This window comes from Vescimonas sp. (assembly GCF_057856985.1).
The window spans coordinates 12,364-33,969 of the sequence record NZ_DBLZXX010000014.1 but is presented as its reverse complement, the minus strand read 5'-3'; the positions used below and the strand labels follow the sequence as shown (position 1 = coordinate 33,969).

The following is a 21,606-nucleotide window of genomic DNA, read 5'->3' as shown; positions in this document are numbered from 1 at the left end:
CGTAAAAAACACTTCTTGCTTCGGCTTCGGGAAATGGCAAAGCCCAGGAGCAGCGTATCTCGTATCTGACTTATCCCGCCGCCTTATCGGCGCGGGCATCACAGTGACCTTCTCGCGGGGCATCTCACCCCATTCCGCCGCCAGTCCGTGAAAGACCGGCACGCTGTCCTGTTATGTACTTGTCAGGTGTCAGTATATCACATGATTCCCGAAATGACAACCCCCACTCTGGTATATTCTCCCTTCATCGCCGCTCTCCTCCGGCATTTCCGCCGCTCCGTCCGGACAAAAGCGCCCCGCGGCATAGCCGCGGGGCGCTTTTTCCTTACGTATTCAGAAACGGATCATCCAGCTTGCCCAACCGGCGCAGCATGGTCTTTTTCACCGCCTTGAAAATGTTCTCATAGCCGGTGCAGCGGCACAGATGGCCGCTCAGCAGCTTGCGCAGCTCGTCATCGCTGTACAGCACGCCGCGATCCAGGATCTCCACCGCCGTCATCAGAAAGCCCGGGATGCAGAAGCCGCACTGGATGGCAGTCTCCTCCATGAAAGCCTGCTGGATGTCGGACAGCTCGCCGTTGGGGCCCATCAGGCCCTCCAGCGTGGTGATGTGCTTGCCCTCGGCCCACACCGCCAGATAGAGACAGGAGTTGAAGCATTCGCCGTCGATGAGCACGTTGCACGCGCCGCACTCGCCCACCTCGCAGCCCTTCTTCACGCTGGTCAGGTGGAAATCGTTGCGGAGCATATCGGTCAGCGATGCACGCACGTCCACCATCTGCTCCACTTCCCTGCCGTTGATGGTGCAGGTCACCAGCTGATACTGCTTTTTCGCCATTACAGCACACCTCCCGCCAGCTTTACAGATTCGATGAGGCACCGCTTGGCGCTCTCCACGGCGATGTGGCTGCGGAACGCCTTGCTGGCGCGCCAGGAGTCGCGGGGATGGATGTCCTCCAGCACCTTGCGGCCGAAGACCTCGATATTCTCCAGCGTTACGGCCTTGCCGTTGATGAACGCCTCCGCGTTCACCGCCCGCATGGGCACGGGCCCCGCCACGCCGAAGGCGATGCGCACCCGCTCAAACGTCTTTCCGTCGGGGCTGAGCCGCGCATTGACGGAGGTGCCCAGCGTGGCGATATCCATGGCGTTGCGCATGGCGTATTTGATGTAGTGTCCCCACGTCCGGTCGTAGGACGTCTTGGGGATGAGGATGGCGGTCTGGATCTCGCCGTCCTCCACCCGCAGATCCACGGTACCCGCCTTGATGTAGAACTCCTTGATGGGTACGCGGCGCACGCCGTTTTTGCCGGTGATCTCCACGATGGCCTCCCACGCGTGAAGCGTGGAGGCGGAGTCGGCGGAGGTCACGCCGTTGCAGGTGTTGCCGCCAATGGTGCCGGCGTTGCGGATCTGGGGGCCGCCCACCATGTCCACTGCCTCGCCCAGTACGTTGATGTACTTCTGGATGATGGGATCGTTGGTGATGTGGGTAAAGCTGGTAAGGCTGCCGATACGGATGTTCTCCTCGTCATCGATGGAGATGCCCCGCATCTCGCCGCACTTCTGGATGGAGATCAGCGCCTTACCGGCCCGCTTGCCCTCCCGCATCTGCACCAGCACATCCGTGCCGCCGGCAATGATCTGCGCCTCGGGGTGCTCCAGCCGCAGGCGCACCGCATCCTGTACGTTCTTGGCCTCGTACAGTGCCAACATATCATACATAGCTTGTCCCTCCTCAGTCCTGAATGAGCCCCTCTTCGCTGAAGCGCTTGAAGAGGATGTGGGCATTCATGGGGTTCTGGTCGATGGCCACGCCGGTGGCGTTGAGAATGGCGTTGCGGATGGCCGGTGCGCCGGAGCAGGCCGGCGGCTCGCCCAGCGCCTTGGTGCCGAAGGCCGAGGTAGGCTCGGCATTTTCGATGAACTGCGCCTCCAGATGGGGGTGATCCATAATGGTGCTGAGCTTGTAGTCCAGCAGGTTGTTGTTCAGGGGCTTGCCGTTCTTCTCATCGAACAGCAGCTGCTCGCCCATGCCGTAGCCGATGGCCATGGACATGCCGCCATGTACCTGTGCCTCGGCCAGCGCCGGATTGATGAGCTTGCCGCAGTCGTGGACATTGACGATGTCCCGCAGTGTCACCTTGCACATGGGGATATCCACCTCGATGTCCACGAAGGTGCAGCCGAAGGAGTAGGCGTTGTTGCGGATGGTAAACGTGGACTCGGCGGTAATGTGCTCGCTCTTGGCGGCGTTGTACTGGGCGGTCATGGCCAGCTCCTTCAGGCTCATCAGTGCCTTGCCGTCGGTGCTGCGGATGATGTTGCCGTCCACGATATCCATGTTGTATACCGCCTGACGGGTCAGATCGGTGGCATATTGCAGGATCTTCTCCTTCAGCAGCAGGCCGGTCTGGCGGATGGAGAAGCCCGCCGTATAGGTCTGGCGGCTGGCGTAGGCGCCCAGACCCGTGGGCGTGATGTCGGTGTCCTGACAGGATACCACATGCACGTCCTTATAGCTCTTCAGGCCCACCACATCGGCGGTCATCTGGGCGTAGGCCGTGTCGGCGCCCTGTCCGATCTCCGTCTCGCCGCACTGCATGGTGACGGTGCCGTCCAGATTCAGCTGCATCCGGTTGCTGGAGGTCTCCAGCGAAATGGGGTACACGGCGGTGTTGTACCAGAACGTGGCCATGCCCACCGCATGGCGGATGGGGCCGGTCTCCTTGGCGTACTCCGCCATCTTCCTGTCGTAGTCTATGTATTTCCGGCCCGCCTCCATGCACTCACGGAAGGAGTCGTTGTAGTTGACGTTGTGGCTGAATCCGTCCTCGAAGCCCTGGGGCATGATGTTCTGCATCCGGAAGGCCAGCGGGTCCATGCCCACCGCTCTGGCGCAGTCGTCCACATTGGACTCATCGGCAAAGCTGGCCTGAGGCATGCCGTAGCCCCGCATAGCACCGGCCGCCGGCCGGTTGGTGAACACGGTCCAGGCATCGCACTCCATGTTGTCGCAGGGGTAGTGCTGGGGGAAGGAGCCCATGGCCTTGGCCACGATGGAGTGGCCGTGGGAGGCATAAGCGCCCTGATTGGAGAAGCACTCCACCTTGCGGGCGGCAAACGTGCCGTCCTTCCGGAGCCACGACACGATGTGGAACCGGATGGCGTGGCGCACGCGGTTGGACACGAACGTCTCCTCGCGGGAGCAGTCGATGCGCACCGGCCGCCCGCCCACCTGGGTGGTGCAGTAGGCGCACAGCGGCTCGTACAGGGCGTCCTGCTTGTTGCCGAAGCCGCCGCCGATATAGGGCTTGATGATGTGGATGTCCGCCCAGGGGCGGCCCAGCGCCTGCCCCACGATGCGGCGAATGATGTGGGGGATCTGGGTGGAGGACACCACCACGATGCGGCCGTTCTCCTCGTAGGAGAAGCATCCGTGGTTCTCGATATGGCTGTGCTGCACGGTGGGGGTATCGTACCAGCCCTCCACCTTGATCAGTCCCGGCTCCTGTATGGCGGCCTGATAATCGCCCTTCTTCATGTCCGTGTGCTTCAGGATGTTGCGGGGAAAGCTCTCGTGAAGCTGGGGCGCCCCCTCCTCCATGGCCTTCTGGGCGTCCAGCACGAAGGGCAGCACGTCGTACTCCACCTTCAGCGCCCGCACGCCCTGCATGGCGGACACCTCGTCCTCCGCGATGACCACTGCCACATCGTCGCCCCAGTACCGCACGTGGCGGTTCAGCAGATGGCGGTCGGCCACGTCCTGATGGCCCGGGTCCATGGACCATGGATGGCCCGCCGTGGGGAAGGTGATGTCCGGCACGTCGAAGCAGGTGATGACCTTCACCACGCCGTCGATGGCCTCGGCGGCACTGGTATCCACGGACTTCACGAAGCCGTGGGCGATCTCCGCGTGCTTGATCCGCACGTACAGCGCGTTTCGGGGCATCAGATCCTCATAATACTTGGTCCGTCCCGTGGCCTTGTCGAAAGCGTCCACGCGGACCTGGCTCTTTCCTACCTCACCCATTCCGGTACTCCTCCTTGTAAACGAGATTTGACTCGGTAACAGCTATGCAAATGGCTGCCATCAGCCATACTGATATCTCTATTATCCTATCACAAACCCGTGGATTTGAAAAGGCATTTTCGTTATCCTACTTGCGATATAACGCCGTATTTCTTGACAGCGTTTCCGTTTTGCGGGTATACTACCGTCAAAACCACACCACGGAGGTGCATCCCATGGAAAAACCGCGCATCGGCTGCGTCGTCATGGCCGCCGGCAGCGCGTCCCGCTTCGGGGCCAATAAGCTGGCCGCTCAGATAGACGGCAAGACCCTCCTGTGCCGCGCACTGGAGGCAGTCCCTCCCGCCTGCTTTGCGCAGGTAGTGGTAGTCACCCAGCATCCGGAGGCTGCGGAGGCTGCAAGGCGCTTTTCCTTTACGCCCGTTGAAAATCAACACCCCGACTGGGGCATCAGTCATACCATCTCTCTGGGCCTGGACGCCCTTCAGGACTGCGATGCCGCACTGTTTCTGGTGTCGGACCAGCCCCTGCTGCGGCAGGCCAGCGTGGCAGAGCTGGTGGATTTCTACCGCCGGCACCCGTCCCACATCGTGGCTCTGGGCCACAACGGTGTCCGCGGCAACCCCTGCCTGTTCCCCGCCCGCTTCTTTCCGGAGCTGCGGGCGCTGCGGGAGGACCACGGCGGCAGCACGGTCATCCGCCGTCACGAGGACGCCCTGCTGCTGTACGACGTGCCCGCCCGCCAGCTGGCGGACGTGGACACCCGCGCCGCTCTGGACGCTTTGATCGCGCGGGAGCGGTAGACCCGCCCGTCACGCGCCCCGGTTGAACCGCGCCCCTCGGGCCGCACCGGCACGCCCGCGCATTTCCCGGCGCCGGCAGCGCCGTGCGCACCGCTGGCGCGCCCAGCGTCTCTATCCATTTCCCGCAGGTCGTCTCCCCGCAGGTCACTCCCCGCAGGTCATCTTTCCACAGGCCGCAGCACCGCTGCGGCCTGTTTTTTACTTCTTTCTGGCGTAGGGCGTGTGCGCCAGCGGCAGCTCGAGCCGCCGTTCCCCGTCCCACCGGTAGTAGGCATCGGCGATGGCCGGCGCCGTGGGGATAGACGTGATCTCGCCGATGCCGATGGCGCCTCCGGCCACATTCAGGCCCGGCTTCTCCACCACGATGGCCTCGATCTCCTGCTCCGGCAGCTGGTTGGCGCGGAACAGCCCCAACGTACCGTACTTGGCGGTGGGTCTGCAATTCTCGTCGATGGGATACTGCTCCGTCAGAGCATAGCCCATGGACATCACCACGCCGCCCTCGATCTGTCCCTCCACGCTGAGGGGGTTCACGGCCTTGCCCACGTCGTGGGCGGCCACCATCCTCCTGATCTTCCCCGTCTCGCGGTCCAGGATGCACATCTGGGTGGCGTAGCCGTAGGCCACGTGGCTCACGGGGTTGGGCACATCCGCGCCCAGCGGATCGGTCTTGGCCAGATACTCTCCGTAAAACTCCTGTCCCGCCAACTGCTGTAAAGTCTTTCCACTGTCCAGCTCCGCCTTCAGCTTTTCACAGGCGCGGCGGGTAGCCTCGCCCGTCACCAGCGTCTGGCGGCTGCCGGAGGTGTCGCCGGAGTCCGGCGCGATCCACGTATTGCTGCGCTCGTACACCACGTCCTCGCGCTTCACCCCGGTACACGTCACCACCGTCTGTACCAGCACGGTGCCCAGCCCCTGCCCGATGCAGCTGGCGCCGGTGTAGATGTGTATCTTCCCGTCGTCCTCCACGATGAGCTTGCAGCGTCCCCAGTCAGGGATACCCACGCCCACACCGGCATTCTTCATGGCGCAGGCGATGCCCACCGGGTCGCCTGCCGCCACCGCCGCGTCGTAGGCGGGCTTGATGGCCTCCAGCGTCTCCACGAGGCCGGTGGATTCGTCCACGATCTGGCCGTTGGGCAGCACGCCTCCCGGCCGGATGGCGTTGCGATAGCGGATCTCCCAGGGACTGATTCCCACCAGATCCGCCATCTGGTTCAGCAGCGTCTCCGTGCAGAAGCAGGTCTGGGTCACGCCGAAGCCCCGGAACGCACCGGCAGGCGGGTTGTTGGTGTAGTAGGCATGTCCCTCGATCTCGAAATTCTCATAGGCGTAGGGTCCCGCCGCGTGGGTACAGGCCCGCTCCAGCACCGGCCCGCCCAGCGACGCGAACGCGCCGGTATCGGACACCACGCTGGCCTTCACGCCCTGGATGATACCGTTTTCGTCGCAGCCCATGGTGAACTCCATGTCCATGCTGTGGCGTTTGGGGTGGACCAGAATGGATTCCTGCCGGCTGAGCTTCACCTTCACCGGCACCCGCGCCACGTAGGCCATCAGGGCCGCGTGGTGCTGCACGGACATGTCCTCCTTGCCGCCGAAGCCGCCGCCCACCAGCATATTCTGCACCTGACAGTGCTCATAGTCCACGCCCAGCATGGCCGCGCATTCGTGCATGGTGGTGTGGGCGCTCTGATCCGTGGTCAGCAGCCTCACGCCGCCGTTGTCCAGCGGCAGCGCCACGCAGCACTCCGGCTCCAGGAATGCATGCTCCGTCCAGGGCGTATGGAACTTCTCCGTCAGTACGTATTTCGACTTGGCGATGGCCCCCGCCGCGTCCCCGCGGGACACGTGCTTGTAGGCCTGCACGTTGCTCTCTTCTTCTTCAAATACCAGCGGCGCGTCGGGTGCCGCCGCCTCAGCGGGATTATGCACCGCCGGCAGTACCTCATACTCCACCTCCACCAGCTTCTTGGCGGCCTCCAGTGTCTCCTGATCCCGGGCGCACACCAGCGCCACCGCGTCGCCCAGATAGTGGGTCAGCTCTCCGATGCCGATGAGCGTAGGCTGGTCCTTCTTCAGATGGCCCACGTTGACCTTCCCCGGGATGTCCTTCTGGGTCAGCACGCACACCACGCCCTCCATGGCCTCCGCCTTGGACGTATCGATGCGCAGCACCCGCGCCCGTGCGTACTGGCTGCGCACCGCGCCGCCGTAGCACATACCGTCCACGTACACGTCGTCGGGGTACTGCCCGCAGCCCAGCACCTTCTCCTCCACGTCCAGCCGGTGGACGCGGCTGCCCACCTGCCAGTCGTCGGCGCCGGCCGCGGGGATCTTCCCCTCACGGAAGATTTTCGCCGCCAGCAGGATGCCGTCGATGATCTTCACATAGCCGGTGCAGCGGCAGATGTTATTGCGGATGGCGAAGGCCGCCTCCTCGCGGGTCGGCTCCGGATTCACGTCCAGCAGCCCCTTGGCGGAGATGACCATGCCCGGGATGCAGAAGCCGCACTGCACGGCGCCTGCTTCCCCGAAGGCGAAGGTGTAGACTTTCTTTTCCCAGTCGCTGAGTCCCTCCACCGTCACGATGGTCTTGCCCTCCAGCTTGTCCGTCTGGGGGATGCACGCCTTGGTGGGCTTGCCATCAATGAGCACGTGGCACGTGCCGCAGGCGCCCTCGCTGCACCCGTCCTTCACGGAGGTGAGGTGCAGCGTGTCCCGCAGATAGCGGATGAGCTTCTGATTTTTCTCGACGACGACGGTCTGTCCATTCACGGTGAAAGTGGCCATATCGTTCTCCCTCCTGCGGCGGGCAGCCCCGCCGATGTGAAAGTAGCTAAAAATTTTTTAGTTATTATACAATATTTTCAGCTTTTCTGCAACCCTTACTGTGGGCATATCGTTATTCTACTTATCCGATAACGCTTTCTTTTCCCGTGTATTATCTGCCTCCCGCTCCGTTTCCATACCCGTGCCGCGCAGCCCGGCCCTCTCCCCCGCCGCAAAAAAAAGAGACACGGCTCCCGCCGCGTCTCTTTTTCGCTTTGTCACGCCATCTTGGGCCGCTCGTTTCCGTAGAAGAACACCGCCACAGTACCCGGCCCCGCGTGGGAGCCGATGATGGTGCCGATGTCGCACAGCCGGATGCGTCCCTTCAGCTTGGGGAACCGCTGCTCGATGGCGTCGATAAGCATCTGCGCGTCCTGCGGACACTGGGAGTGGCACACGAAGCACTTGCCGTCGTAGTCCGCGCCGCCCTCGGCGCACTGTGCCATGGTCTCCACCGTCACCTCCACAGCCTTCTTCTTGCCCCGCACCTTGCTGTACGCCTTGATGGAGCCGGTGTCGTCCAGCCGCATGATGGGGCAGATGTTCAGCACCGTGGCTACGGTGGCCGCCGCGCCGGACACGCGGCCCGTCCGCCGGAACTGGGTCATATCGCTGCTGAAGAACTGGTGATGCACCCGATTCCGGTGCGCCAGCACCCACTGCTCCACCTCCTCCAGGGACTTGCCCTGATCCCGCAGGTCGGCGGCGCTGTCCACCAGCAGGCCGTAGCCCGAGGAGGAGCACAGCGAGTCGATGACCACCAGCTTCCGCTCCGGATATTTGGCCCGCAGCTCCTCCGCCGCCAGAAAGGCGTTATGTACCGAGCCGGACTGGCCGGACGTAAACGCGATGTGCAGCAGGTCGCCCTTCTGCAGCAGTCTCTCGAAGAATTCCATGTAGGCGGCCACGTTGATCTGGCTGGTCTGGGGCAGCTTCCCCTCCCGAATGAACCGGTAGAAGCGGGGCAGTGCCTCGGGATCGCGGCCCATGTCGTCGTCATATTCCACGCCGTCCACCACGTAGGTGTAGAACAGCACGGGGATGTCTCTGCTCTCCATATAGCTGTACGGCAGATCCACGGTAGAGCAGCAGCTCAGCGTAAATTGTCTTTCCATCTTTCCCTCCACAGCTGCGGCGGCCCGCTGCGGGCCCGCCAGACTCCTTGATGCGATGATACTACATAATAGTATAATCGCTTTCCGGATTTTCTGTCAATAAGCGGAACTGCCGGATTGCAAAAAGCGGCAGAAAACGGTATAATAGCCCGAGATATTTTTTCAGGAGGCACACATGGTCATCGTTATCAAAACAGGAACGCCGGAGGCGGCCATCCGCCAGCTTCTGGCCCAGCTGGCCGCCCAGAACGTCAAGGGCGGCTGCGTCGCCGGTCCCAACGGCATCCTTCTGCCGCTGGTGGGCGACACGTGGCGTCTCGACCCCAATATGCTCCAGGGGCTCCCCTACGTGCAGGAGGTGCGCCGTCTCACCCCCGCCTATCGTCTGGCGGGCCGCGCCGCCCACCCCGCCAATACCGTGGTTGCCGTGGGCGATGCAAAAATCGGTGAAAAATTCTGCATGATCGCAGGGCCCTGCGCCGTGGAGTCCGCGCCCCAGATGGCCGCGGTGGCCCAGTCGGTAAAGGAGTCCGGCGCCCAACTGCTGCGGGGCGGCGCCTTCAAGCCCCGCACCTCGCCCTATACCTTTCAGGGTCTGGAAAAGGCCGGTCTGGACCTGCTGGTGCAGGCGGGCCGGGATGCGGGCCTGCCGGTGGTAACGGAGATCACCGATATCTCCCAGCTGGATCTGCTGGCCGATGTGGACGTGCTGCAGGTCGGCGCCCGCAATATGCAGAACTATACGCTGCTGAAAGCGCTGGGCCAGCTGCGCCGCCCCGTGCTGCTGAAGCGTGGCCTCTCCGCCACGGTGGAGGAATTCCTGCTGGCAGCGGAGTACCTGCTCTCCGGCGGCAACGAGCAGGTCATCCTGTGTGAGCGCGGTGTACGCAGCGGTGTGTCCGCCGCCCGTGCCGCTCTGGACGTGTCCGCCATCCCCGTGCTGAAGCGGGCCACCCACCTGCCGGTGCTGGTAGACCCCAGCCACGCGGCGGGCCGCAGCGAATTGGTGCTGCCGCTGGCGCTGGCCGCCGCAGCGGCCGGAGCCGACGGCCTGATGGTGGAGGTCCACGACCGCCCCGCCTGCGCCCTGTCCGACGGCGGGCAGTCCCTGACCTGCCGTCAGTTCCGGGAGCTGTCTGCCGCCGTCACCGCCCTCCTCCCCTACGCCTGGCGGCCTGACACGTTCTAAGCACAGTCCATGTCCCTTTCGCAGAAGGCCGGCACACCAAGGCGGCGTACACAACGAGCGCCGGCCAAGCGCGCCAACCGGCACGCCGCCATACCCCTCGCCGCCCAGCGGCACTTCTTCGGAACCAGACTGACACCCGCTAAGCCGAACCACGGGAAAGCGTTGGAAGGCCCCCTGCCGACCAGCGTACCCTGCGAATATCCAATGCCCCGTCAACACACCCGTTCCGGCTGAATCGCAGACACGCGGTCCACCACACGCCACCGGCACGCCGCTCATTTCGCGCACATCACCGGCAAGCCCCATTTCTTTTCAGGGGGACACCGCCCTGCACGTAAAACCATCTCCCGGCAAAAGCGTATTCCGACCGCTTTTTGCGCCGTCTGCGCCGCAGCCGCCGCGTTCCGGTCGGCGGCTGCCCTTTCCCCGGGCCGTTGACCGCCGCAGTGACGCCGCCGTCTGCCAAAGCGGCGCGTTCACAAAGACCACCACGGTACGCCTACGAGGGAAAAGGCCAACGATCTGTTCCGACCCGGCGCCTTCACCGGCGAGTTCCGCATCCGGTACGCGGCGCAGACCGGTGTGGAAGCGCTGCAAGCCTGCATCGCGTGGAAAGGGACGGCCCGCCGTGCAGCCTCAGTTGCTTTTACGGCGGTGATTTTCTCATCGCGCAGGACCGCAGTCTCAACCCCTGCCTGCTGATTGGCGACGACATGGCCGCCTTCACCCTGATGACCGCCGATAAGTCGGTTATCGCCACGCCTCCGAGTTATGTCAACTTCACGTGGATCACCTCTCCTACGGCAGCGATGGCCAGATGGCTCTGACGGACATTGCGAGTCTCTCCTCTCTCGCGACCCGCTTTTTTTCAGAGGGCCTTTCAGCCCTCTCGTAACCCACACGGCCTCAAGACCACCGCACCTTCGTGACCCGCGGCTGTCGCAAAGGACCTCTCTGCTCTCTTGCGCTCTGCCGCTGCCTCATCGCAGCCCTCCATATCCGCCGCGTTTCCCCCAGGTGCGCACGACTGTTCCAGCCTCTGTGCGCACGACTGATTCACCGGCGGCTGGGCGTTCGTTTTCCGTTGGGAAATGCTGCGCAGCTTTTCGCTTACCCGTATCGAAATTATTTAATATTCCTCTATTTCGCATAAATATTCAGCTTTTTCCGTCGAAACTTCCTCATGAAGCACATCCGGAAATAAAACCGGAAATTCCCGGAAGAAAAACGGAAATTAGTTGCACACAACCATGCCCTGCCGGATGGTGCCGGCAGGGCATGGTTATATTTATGCGGTTTTATACACATTCTCTTATGCGGCTCAATCTGCCATTTTATGCAGTCTATCGTGCTATTTTGATGCTGCTTAACCCACTGTTTTGCGCCGTCCATTACAGCACTATATTTCGCCCGTATTATACTTTTTGCGTGGTTTGTCGCATTATTTTTGTGGGGCAGGTACCGCGCTTCACATGCGGTGCTTTCGCTTTTTCTTTCTGTTAGCCACTAAAATTTATCCCGATTTTCGCCTTCTCCATTCTTCGCATCGTCCGCATTCGCCGGCATTTCGTCCACATTTCGCGGACGATCTTCCGCGCCGCAGAGATGCAGGAGGCGAGAACCAAAGGGCAGGAACAGCAGATACCCCGCCAGTCCGCCAGCAGTGTTGGCGATGACATCCGTGATGTCGGATGTGCGATTTGTCGTCAGAAGCGGCTGCAACAGCTCGATGCACAGGCTCAGCAGAAGCGCGGCCAGCACCGCCCGACACAGGCCGCGCTTCCGCCGCACCAGCGGCCACAGAAAGCCGAAAGGCACTGTCATCACAACGTTCAGCGACAGCTGTCGCGCTGCGTTGCCGTAGCCGTTCCGCAGATCACGGAAGGGCTCCAGCTCCATGAGTGCATAGTGATTCCCCGCCAATTTTGGCAAATTGGCCAGCACCGGCAGCAGCGTCACCCCCAGCACACAGACCAGATAGATGAAAAACACCGTCCGGACTGCCAGTACGCGATGTCCCAGTCCCCTCCAGCGGGGCAGCAGTACCAGCAGATACACCGCCGCCAGCACTGCCAGATCCGGCAGCATCTGTAAAATTTTTCCAAGGTCAAACTGTGGTATCGCCCATCCCCCGCTTTGCCGTAAATTCCATTCTTTTCCAATCTCGATACTGTACTGCTCTCAAAAGCGGCCCAGCCCAAAACCGAAAATCCGTCTGATACAGTCCGATATAGTATAAGCCGTTTTTGAAAAAAATGTCAACCGCTTCGGCAAAAACTTCAGCAAATCATAAAAAAGGGACCGCAAAAGCGGTCCCTTTTGGTGTACTTGGGTACTCTTATGTACTTTTCGTACCGGATGAAACGTTCGGCTTAGAAGCAGCCCTGCTCCATCATCGCCTCGGCGACCTTCTTGAAGCCGGCAATGTTGGCGCCAGCCACCAGATCGTAACCCAGACCGTACTCCTCGGCGGCCTCGGCGGACACCTTGTGGATGTTCTCCATCATCTTGTGCAGCTGATGGTCGACTTCCTCAGCGGTCCAGACCAGACGCTCGGAGTTCTGCGCCATCTCCAGAGCGGAGACGCCCACGCCGCCGGCGTTAACAGCCTTGGAGGGAGCAACGATCATGTGCTTCTGCGCACGCAGGAAGTTCAGAGCATCGTTGGTGGTGGGCATATTGGCGACCTCGATGTAGTACTTCACGCCGGAAGCAGCGATCTTCTCAGCGGACTCCATCTTGACATCGTTCTGCATGGCGGCGGGCATATACACGTCAACATCCTTGACGCCCCAGCACTTCTCGCCGGCAACGAACTCGCAGCCAAACTTGTCAGCATAGGGCTTGCAGTGCATGGGATCCTTGGCGCGCATCTCCAGGATGAAGTTCAGCTTCTCGTCGGTGATAACGCCGTCGGGATCGTGAACGTAGCCGTCGGGGCCGGCGAAATAGGTGACCTTGGCGCCCAGCTGGGATGCCTTCTTCATGATGCCCCAGCCCACGTTGCCGTAGCCGGAGATAGCGATCTTCTTGCCCTCGATGGTGTCATTCTCGTGCTTCAGCACTTCCTGCAGATAGTACATGGCGCCGTAGCCGGTGGCCTCGGGACGGATCAGGGAACCGCCGTAGCTCAGGCCCTTGCCGGTGAGCACGCCGTTCTCCCACACGCCCTTCAGGCGGCGGTACTGGCCGTACAGATAGCCGATCTCGCGGCCGCCCACGCCCATATCACCGGCGGGGACGTCGATGTCGGGCCCGATGTAGCGGTACAGAGCGGTCATAAAGCTCTGGCAGAAACGCATGACCTCGGCATCGGACTTGCCGGCGGGATCAAAGTCGGAACCGCCCTTGGCGCCGCCGATGGGCAGGCCGGTCAGGCTGTTCTTGAAGGTCTGCTCGAAGCCCAGGAACTTGATGATACCCTCGTACACGTTCTTCTGGAAACGCAGGCCGCCCTTGTAGGGGCCGATAGCGCCGTTGAACTGGCAGCGCCAGCCGCGGTTGGTGTGCCACTGGCCGGCATCATCGCACCACACCACGCGGAATGTGAACATACGCTCGGGCTCCACCATGCGGCCCAGCAGGTCCACCTTCTCATACTCGGGGTGCTTCTCGATCACAGGCTCCAGAGAGGACAGGACCTCCTCAACCGTCTGTACGAACTCAGGCTCGTTGCCATGCTTGGTTCTGACGCTCTCCAGAACGTCCGCCAAATACTTATTCACAGCTAAATTCCTCCTCAAATAAGTGTTCCGTTCGGAATCATGTCGGCGCAGTGTTCCACGCCTCCATCTGCCCCGATGATAACACCGATTTTCCTTTTTCTCAAGGGGTGTTCAGCCAAATTCTCCCTTTCGGGCCGTAAAAAAAAACCTGCTTTTTTTGTGCATATTGTTGAATGACTCACAGCCAAAATCCGTCACTCTGCGGCGGCTTATTTGATATATTTTTCACAAAACAGCCGGTGCTTTCGTACTTCAAAGCATGACCGCTTTTCCGTGTAAAATTGCGGCGGAATCTTGACTTTTTTTCGGGCTGCTAATATAATGTACACTGTCGATCGACAAAGACAAGCACGGCTTTGACGGGCAGCGATACGCCCATACAGCGGCAAGACTCTCGGGGATGCAGCAAGTACCCTCCTCCGGTCTTTCCCCGCCCGGGCACGCTTCTGCTCCGGCAAAGCTGCTTTGCACCTGTCAGTGATGGATTTTCAGGTGTTTTTTGGCTTTTGAGGTGCAGGTTTGCTGACGCAGGCCAAGGCGAAAAGGGCAAAAAGCGCCGGAAAGACGCGCTGACAGTCCTGTTTGCCCTTGTTGATCGATGGTTTGCTGCTGTTTCGTGCAGTGCGACCATACTATGACGGCAGACGGCCATATGGCGGCCGCGCCTGAAAAGGAGTTTTGAATCATGCCTGTTTATCCCATCACCGTGGCCGGTCTGCAGCGCGATCTGCCCATCTGTAAGGTCACGGACGACCTGTATATCGGCGCTTTTATCTGTTTCGGCGATGCAGAGCTGACGGTGGCCTGCGCCCGGGAAATGCTGAAGCTGGTGGACCAGGACAGCTACGACTACATGCTGACCGCCGAGGCCAAGTCCATCCCCCTCATCCACGAAATGGCCCGCCAGAGCGGCGCCGCCAAGTACTTCATCGCCCGCAAGGGTCCCAAGGCATACATGCCTGATCCCATCCACGTGGAGGATAAGTCCATCACCACCGCCGGCGTACAGAAGCTCTATCTGGGCCGCGACGACGCCGACATGATCCGCGGCAAGCGCATCCTGCTGATGGACGATGTCATCTCCACCGGCGGCTCTATCCACGCCATGGAGGAGCTGGTGAAGCTGGCGGGCGGCATTGTGGCCGGCCGCGTGTCCGTGCTGGCCGAGGGCGATGCCGCGGCGCGCAAGGACATCAAGTTTCTGGCTCCCCTTCCGGTGTTCAATGCCGACGGCAGCGTGAAGTAAAGCGTTAAGAACGCATACATAAGTAAAACGTGTGGCAGCCCGCAGGCTGCCACACGTTTTTTATAGCAGAGGGGCTGGACAATCTTTATAAGCTGTGGTAATATTTAGAATTAACAAAACTAATGGCTTTGGAGGGCCGCACCGGGAAAGGAGTCTATTGCATATGTCTGTCAAGGAAAGCTACGCCGGGAAAATCAACCGCAAGCTCAACAAGAAGCTGCGGGTCATCGCCGTGGCCGCCGGGCGGGAGCCGGCGGATCTGGTGCTGAAGAACGCCACCTATGTCAACGTGTTTTCCAATGAGCTGTGTCACGGGGATATCGCCGTGGCGGAGGGCCTTATCGTGGGCATGGGCGAATACAGCGGTGCGGTGGAGGTGGATGTCTCCGGCAAGATCGTGCTGCCGGGGTTCGTGGATGCCCACATCCATCTGGAGAGTTCGCTGGTGAGTCCCACGGAGTTTGCCAAGGCTGTGCTGCCTCACGGCACCACCACGGTCATCACAGACCCCCACGAGATCACCAACGTCATGGGCACCGACGGCATCGAGTACATGCTTCAGGCCACGGAGGATCTGCCGGTGGATGTGCGGTTCATGCTGCCCTCCTGCGTGCCGGCCACGCCGCTGGATGAGTCCGGCGCCAACCTGGACTACCGTGCCATTGACTCCTTCTACGACCATCCCCGGGTGCAGGGTCTGGCGGAGATGATGAACTTCGTAGGCACCATCAACGGCGACCCCCAGGTGGTAGAGAAGATCGTGGCCAGTCAGGCCCACCACAAGAAGATCGATGGTCACGCCCCCGATCTGAAGGGCAACGACCTTAACGCCTATATCGCAGCAGGCGTGTACTCCGACCACGAGTGCCACGATCTGGCCGACGCCATCGCCAAGCTGGAGCGGGGACAGTTCATCATGATCCGCGAGGGCACCGCCGCCCGCAATCTGGAGGCGCTGGTCCCCCTGCTGTGTGACAAGTACGTGGAGCGGTGCATGTTCTGCACCGATGACAAGCACCCCAACGACCTGCTGGAAAAGGGGCATATCGACTACATCGTCAAGAAGGCCATCGCACTGGGCGCCGACCCCATCACCGCCATCAAGGCCGCCTGCCACAACGCGGCGCGGTACTTCCTGCTGAACAACCGGGGCGCTATCGCCCCCGGCTATCTGGGGGACTTCGTTGTCATCGACAGCTTCGAGCACTTCAACATTGAGAAGGTGTTCAAGAAGGGCGAGCTGATGTACAGCGACGGCGTGCTGAAGGAGTTCCCCACGCCGGAGATCGACCCGTATCTGGTGAAGCACGCCCATGACACGTTCCATGTGGCCCCGCTGACTGCGGCGGACTTCACCGACAGCCGCCCCCACGCCGTCATTGGCATGGTCAGCGGCGAGATCACCACCACCGACGGCGGCTACACCGACCGCATCGACGTGGATTACGACATTCTGAAGATCGCCGTGATCGAGCGGCATAAGAACACCCACCACATCGGTCTGGGCTACATCAAGGGCTACGGTCTGAAGAAGGGTGCGGTGGCCACCAGCATCAGCCACGACAGCCATAACATCATCGTGGTGGGCACCAACGAGGAGGACATGGCCTTCGCCGCCAACCACATCGTGCAGAACCACGGCGGCATCACCGTGGTGGAGGACGGTCAGGTGAGGAGCGATGTGCTGCTGGCCATCGCAGGCATCATGTCCGATGACAGCCTGGTCAACGTGAACCGCGATCTGGAGGCCGCCAAGGCCGCCGCCTACGCGCTGGGCGTGTCCGAGGGCATCGACCCGTTCATGACCCTGAGCTTCATGGCGCTGCCGGTGATCCCCACGCTGCGCATCACCACCCGCGGCGTGTTCGATGTGGGCTCCCAGCGGTACGTGTAAAAAAAAGAAAGCATACGCAAAAGGAGAACGGCTTCGGCCGTTCTCCTTTTGCGTATGCGGGGCTTGGGTCAGCGGGCGGTAACCCACCACTCACCGCCGCCAAAGCTGCTGTAATGGCCGTTGTCATCATAGCAGCCAACGCCGTAGTAATAGCCGGTGCCGCTGACAGCGGTGGTGTCCGTCCAGGTGATGGTGTCGGAGCCGGTGGGAAGCACCGTGCCCATGGGAGAGTAGGAGAAGCCGTCATCCTCCGAGCGGAACACCTGATAGCGGGCAGCACCCTCCACGGTGCGCCAGGTCAGCACCGGCTTGCCGCTGTCATCCAGCTCCAGAGACGTGATCTCCGGCGTGTCCATGGTGGGAGGCGCCTCGCAGTACCGGCGGGCCGCCTGACTGAAGTCGCTGTACGTGCTGCCGCTGACGGCGCGTACCTTATAGTAATACCAGGTGTCGGCCTCGGCGGTGGTGTCCTTGTGGAACGTGACGTCCGCCGACACGATGAGGGTATAGGCGGAAGCGGCAGGGGCGCTGCCGTCGGAGGCGGCCTGTGCGCGCCAGATCTCGTAGCGCTCCGCGCCGGTGACGGCGGGCCACCAGACGGTGGGCTTGCCGTCGCTGCAATCCTCGCCCAGCGTCATGGCGGGCACATCCAGCCGGCTTGCGGACTGGCCGGTGCAGTGGAGCGCCGCGTTCAGCAACGGGTCGTTGCGGTCAGCCACGGAGATGGCCGCCCACTCCGCCGCCGTACCGCCGTAGTACACGTCGGTCAGGCCCTCGCAGATTCGGAACGCGGCCTCTCCGATGCTGGTAAGGCTGCGGGGGATATAGACCTTGGTCACGGCACGGCAGCCCACAAACGCCTCGGAGCCCAGTGCCTCCATGCCGTCGGGGAGCCGTATCTCCGGCAGCGCTTCACACGCGGCGAAGGCGGCGTTCCCGATGTGGGTCACACCAGAGGGAATGGTCACGTTCTTCAGGCTGCCGCAATTTTCGAACATGCTGGGGCCGATGACCGTCAGGTCGGCAGGCAGGGTCACGTCCGTCAGATTCTCGCACTCCTGGAACAGGCTGTCACCCAGCGTTACCTCGCTGGCAGCGCGATAGACCTCATACCGGGCCGCATCAGGCACGGCAGGCCAGGTCAGGGCGGGATAGCCCTGATCGTCAAGGCCGGCAGTGACGGTGGGTGCGGCCAGAGATGCGGCGGGGTTATAGGTGAAGGTCACCTCTTTGCTGAAGGAGCCCACAGCGCCGCTTGACGTAACGGCGCGGACCTTGTAGGTGTAGGTCTGGCCCTTCTTCAGCTCCCGGTCATCGGTGAAGGAGGCAGTTCCCTTGTCCAGATTGGTGAGCCAGTGGTACCACGGGCCGGTCCCATCTCCGCTGTCATAGCTACACCAGATCTGGTAGCCGGCGGCGCCGCTGACGGCGCTCCACTTCAGGGTGGGCTGGCCCTTCTTGCTGACGCTGAGGGTCAGGGTGGGTGCGGTGAGGACGGTGCTGCCGGTGCATCTGACGTTGGCGCGAGTCAGCGCCTCGTTGCCGGAGTAGATCGTCAGGGCCTTCCAATCGGCGGTGGTTCCGGTATAGGTCACGTTTTTCAAAGCGGTACAGCCGGAAAAGGCGTCCTGCTTAACATCTACCACGGAGCGGGGGATGGTGAGGGACGTCAGGCTCTTGCAGTCCTTGAACATTTGCCAGGAAATGCTGAGGAGGGTGGCGGGCAGACGGACGCTGGTCAGGCTGGTACAGTACATGAAGGTGCAGCCGCCGGTCTCCCGCAGGCTGTCCGGCAGGGTGACGGACTTCAGGGACGTGCAGCCCCGGAAGAAATCACCGCTAATAAATGTCACGCCGTCGGGGATGGTGACGGAGGTCAGGCTGGTGCAGTCCATGAACACGCTGCTGCCCATTTCCTCCAGCCCCGCGGGCAGGGAGACAGAGGTCAGCTCAGCGCAGTCTCTAAACGCCCAAGTTCCAACGTAGGTGATGCCCTTGTTCACCACGGCCTTCTTGATCTGGAGACGCAGCTCGGCGTCATACCAGGGAGCGGTGCAGTTATAATCGTTGAAGAAGTCATAGGTCGCACCGGTGCCGCTGATGGTCAGGGTGCCGGCGGCGTCCAGCGTCCACTTGGCGCTGTCGCCGCACTTGCCGCTGGCCACCGTAGCGGCGGCAGGCTTTCGGTAGGTCACGGACACGATGCTGCTCCATGCGCCCGCCGTGCCATCGGATTTCAGGGCGCGCACCTTGTAATAGTAGGTATTGCCGTTTTCGATGTAGCTGATGTTGGTGTAGCTGGTACCGGTGACGGTGGAATACTTGATGTAGTCGCCGTTCATGCTGCGGGCGCGGTAGACCTCGTACTTGGCCGCGCCGGCGACGGCATTCCATTTCAGGGTCGGACGGCCCTGCGCATCGTTGCCGCCGGTGACGGTGGGGGCTGTCAGCTTCAGGCGGCAGGTGACGGATACCGCCGCGCTGTACGGGCCGGCGTTACCATTGGCGTCCAGCGCGCGGACCTTGTAATAGTACGTGGTGCCGCTGGTGAGGTAGGAGCTGTTGGTATAGGCGGTCGAAGTCTGGGTGCTGTACTTGCTGTAGCTGCCGTCACGGCTGTAAGAGCGGTACACCTCGTACTTGGCCGCGCCGGAGACGGCTTTCCATTTCAGCGTGGGACGGCCCTGACTGTCGTTGCCGCCGGTGACGGTGGGGGCAGACAGAGTCTGCTTATAGGTCACGGACACAATGCTGCTCCACGCACCTGCCGTGCCGTTGGCATCCAGAGCGCGCACCTTGTAGTAGTAGGTATTGCCGTTTTCGATGTAGCTGATGTTGGTGTAGGACGTGCCGGTGACGGTGCTGTACTTGATGTAGTCGCCACTGCGGCTGCGGGCGCGGTACACCTCGTACTTGGCCGCGCCGGAGACGACGTTCCATTTCAGGGTCGGACGGCCCTGCGCGTCATTGCCGCCGGTGACGGTGGGCGCGGACAGTGTGCCTGTCGAGGCGGCGCGGTAGGTCACGGACACGATGCTGCTCCATGCGCCCGCCGTGCCGTTGGCATCCAGAGCGCGCACCTTGTAGTAATAGGTGTTCCCGTTTTCGATGTAGCTGATGTTAGTGTAGCTGGTGCCGGTGACGGTGGAATACTTGATGTAATCGCCGTCCTTGCTGCGGGCGCGGTACACCTCGTATTTGGCCGCGCCGGAAACGGCGTTCCATTTCAGGGTAGGACGGCCCTGACTGTCGTTGCCGCCGGTGACGGTGGGAGCGGACAGTGTGCCTGTCGAGGCGGCGCGGTAGGTCACGGACACGATGCTGCTCCACGCGCCTGCCGTGCCATCGGATTTCAGAGCGCGCACCTTGTAGTAGTAGGTATTGCCGTTTTCGATGTAGCTGATGTTGGTGTAGCTGGTGCCGGTGACGGTAGAATACTTGATGTAATCGCCGTCCTTGCTGCGGGCGCGGTACACCTCGTACTTGGCCGCACCGGACACGGCGTTCCATTTCAGGGTCGGACGGCCCTGCGCATCGTTGCCGCCGGTGACGGCGGGGGCGGACAGAGTGCCTGTCGAAGCGGCGCGGTAGGTCACGGACACGATGCTGCTCCACGCGCCCGCCGTGCCGTTGGCATCCAGAGCGCGGACCTTGTAGTAATAGGTGTTCCCGTTTTCGATGTAGCTGATGTTGGTGTAGCTGGTGCTGGTGACGGTGCTGTACTTGATGTAGTCGCCGTCCATGCTGCGGGCACGGTACACCTCGTATTTGGCCGCACCGGTGACGGCGTTCCATTTCAGGGTCGGGCGGCCCTGCGCATCGTTGCCGCCGGTGACGGTGGGGGCGGACAGGCCGGTGCAGTGGACATCCGCGTTATACAGAGCGCTGTTCCCCTCGCCGGCGATCTGGATGGAGGTCCACTGGGTCACGGAGCCGTTGAAGTAGACATCCTTCAGCGCAGTGTCATAGCGGAAGGCGCAGATGCCGATGGATTTCACCGTGTTGGGCAGGGTGATGGTTTTCAGGCTGGGGCAGTCATTGAAGGCGTAATTGCTCAGATAGGTGACGCCGCCGGACACCGTGGCGGTGGTCAGCTTGGCCATCTGGCTGCAGACGGCATCGCCCATAGTCCGCAGGCCGCTGGGCAGCGTGATCGCGGCGATGCTGTCACAGTGGGTGAAGGCGTTGGACTCGATGGTGGTAACGCTGCTGGGGATGGTGATGGCGCTCAGTCTGATGCAGCCCAGAAACAGGCAGGAGCCGATGCGCTTCAGGCCGCTGGGCAGCGAGACGGAGGTCAGCTGGGTGCAGTTGGAGAACATGGAATAGCCCAGCTCCGTAATGCCGCTGTTCACCACGACCTTGTTGACGCGCTGGATGCGGGCCTTGGTACACCATGGCGCGGCACTGTTGCCGTCGTCATCCATGTCGTAGTTATACGTGGCGCCGGTGCCGCTGATGGTCAGGGTGCCGGTGCTGTCCAGCGTCCAGGTGGCGCTGTCGCCGCACTTGCCGCTGGCCAGCGCGGCGGCGTAGGCGGTGTCCACCATGCCCAGCGGAAGGGCGCTGAGCAGCATGAGAACCGCCAACAGGATGGATAGGATACGTTTTTTCACAGAAACTCCCCTTTTCTTTATGATCTCCGCCGGTATGTGCCGGCAGGTCATTACAACGATAGAATACACCTGTTTTTGTGTGATTTCAATAAGCTGGCTGCATAGTATCGAGGGTTTTTTTTTGCAAAAACGGAAAAATCGCATAAATAAAGA

At 61.7% G+C, this 21,606-nt stretch carries 13 protein-coding genes; 5 read left to right on the top strand and 8 right to left on the bottom strand.

Going from position 1 to position 21,606, the window contains the following annotated elements; all coding sequences use genetic code 11:
* Positions 1–325: 325 nt before the first annotated feature.
* The 3 genes from xdhC to xdhA are packed head-to-tail and all read right to left on the bottom strand — an operon-like array spanning position 326 to position 4,033.
* Positions 326–838: a xanthine dehydrogenase subunit XdhC gene (xdhC, locus tag ACZM22_RS08620; protein ID WP_483268408.1), complete on the bottom strand. Its 513-nt coding sequence runs from the start codon at positions 836–838 to the stop codon at positions 326–328.
* Complete coding sequence (gene xdhB / locus ACZM22_RS08615; RefSeq protein WP_484438747.1) at positions 838–1,725, bottom strand: xanthine dehydrogenase subunit XdhB; 888 nt, start codon at positions 1,723–1,725, stop codon at positions 838–840. Before xdhB ends, xdhC begins: the two co-directional genes overlap by 1 nt.
* 13 nt (positions 1,726–1,738) lie before the next feature.
* On the bottom strand, positions 1,739–4,033 hold the full coding sequence (gene xdhA / locus ACZM22_RS08610) for a xanthine dehydrogenase subunit XdhA (protein WP_489543765.1): 2,295 nt from the start codon (positions 4,031–4,033) through the stop codon (positions 1,739–1,741).
* 215 nt (positions 4,034–4,248) lie between these two features.
* Between xdhA and ACZM22_RS08605 the strand changes: the two genes are divergently transcribed.
* Positions 4,249–4,836 carry a nucleotidyltransferase family protein gene (locus ACZM22_RS08605; RefSeq protein ID WP_489543764.1) on the top strand — a complete coding sequence of 196 codons (588 nt, stop codon included), beginning with the start codon at positions 4,249–4,251 and terminating at the stop codon, positions 4,834–4,836.
* Between the two features lie 198 nt (positions 4,837–5,034).
* Here ACZM22_RS08605 and xdh read toward each other — a convergent pair whose 3' ends face one another.
* Together xdh and ACZM22_RS08595 are read right to left on the bottom strand one after the other, a co-directional pair.
* Positions 5,035–7,629 (bottom strand): selenium-dependent xanthine dehydrogenase, encoded by a 2,595-nt coding sequence (gene xdh / locus ACZM22_RS08600; RefSeq protein WP_489543763.1) that lies wholly within the window; start codon positions 7,627–7,629, stop codon positions 5,035–5,037.
* A gap of 257 nt (positions 7,630–7,886) precedes the next feature.
* A complete protein-coding gene (locus ACZM22_RS08595) occupies positions 7,887–8,783 on the bottom strand; it encodes a DegV family protein (RefSeq protein ID WP_489543762.1) in 897 nt (298 codons plus the stop codon).
* 175 nt (positions 8,784–8,958) lie between these two features.
* On the opposite strand from ACZM22_RS08595, the gene aroF reads away from it, so the two are divergent.
* Positions 8,959–9,972, top strand: a complete 1,014-nt coding sequence (gene aroF / locus ACZM22_RS08590) for a 3-deoxy-7-phosphoheptulonate synthase (RefSeq protein ID WP_489543761.1) — start codon at positions 8,959–8,961, stop codon at positions 9,970–9,972.
* A 608-nt stretch (positions 9,973–10,580) separates the two neighbouring features.
* Entirely contained in the window at positions 10,581–10,799 is a 219-nt protein-coding gene (locus ACZM22_RS08585; RefSeq protein WP_489543760.1) for a hypothetical protein, read from the top strand.
* A 679-nt stretch (positions 10,800–11,478) separates the two neighbouring features.
* Here ACZM22_RS08585 and ACZM22_RS08580 read toward each other — a convergent pair.
* Both ACZM22_RS08580 and gdhA read right to left on the bottom strand, forming a co-directional pair.
* A complete protein-coding gene (locus ACZM22_RS08580; RefSeq protein ID WP_489543759.1) occupies positions 11,479–12,060 on the bottom strand; it encodes a VanZ family protein in 582 nt (193 codons plus the stop codon).
* A 284-nt stretch (positions 12,061–12,344) separates the two neighbouring features.
* The gene (gdhA, locus tag ACZM22_RS08575; RefSeq protein ID WP_483268942.1) at positions 12,345–13,697 is read right to left on the bottom strand and encodes an NADP-specific glutamate dehydrogenase; all 1,353 of its coding nucleotides are present in this window, start codon (positions 13,695–13,697) and stop codon (positions 12,345–12,347) included.
* A gap of 685 nt (positions 13,698–14,382) precedes the next feature.
* On the opposite strand from gdhA, the gene ACZM22_RS08570 reads away from it, so the two are divergent.
* Both ACZM22_RS08570 and ade read left to right on the top strand, forming a co-directional pair.
* Positions 14,383–14,943, top strand: coding sequence for a phosphoribosyltransferase family protein (locus ACZM22_RS08570; RefSeq protein WP_483268944.1), 561 nt, complete (start codon positions 14,383–14,385; stop codon positions 14,941–14,943).
* 163 nt (positions 14,944–15,106) lie between these two features.
* Complete coding sequence (ade, locus tag ACZM22_RS08565) at positions 15,107–16,837, top strand: adenine deaminase (protein ID WP_489543758.1); 1,731 nt, start codon at positions 15,107–15,109, stop codon at positions 16,835–16,837.
* A 68-nt stretch (positions 16,838–16,905) separates the two neighbouring features.
* Here ade and ACZM22_RS08560 read toward each other — a convergent pair whose 3' ends face one another.
* A complete protein-coding gene (locus ACZM22_RS08560) occupies positions 16,906–21,453 on the bottom strand; it encodes a leucine-rich repeat protein (RefSeq protein ID WP_489543757.1) in 4,548 nt (1,515 codons plus the stop codon).
* Between the last annotated feature and the right edge of the window lie 153 nt (positions 21,454–21,606).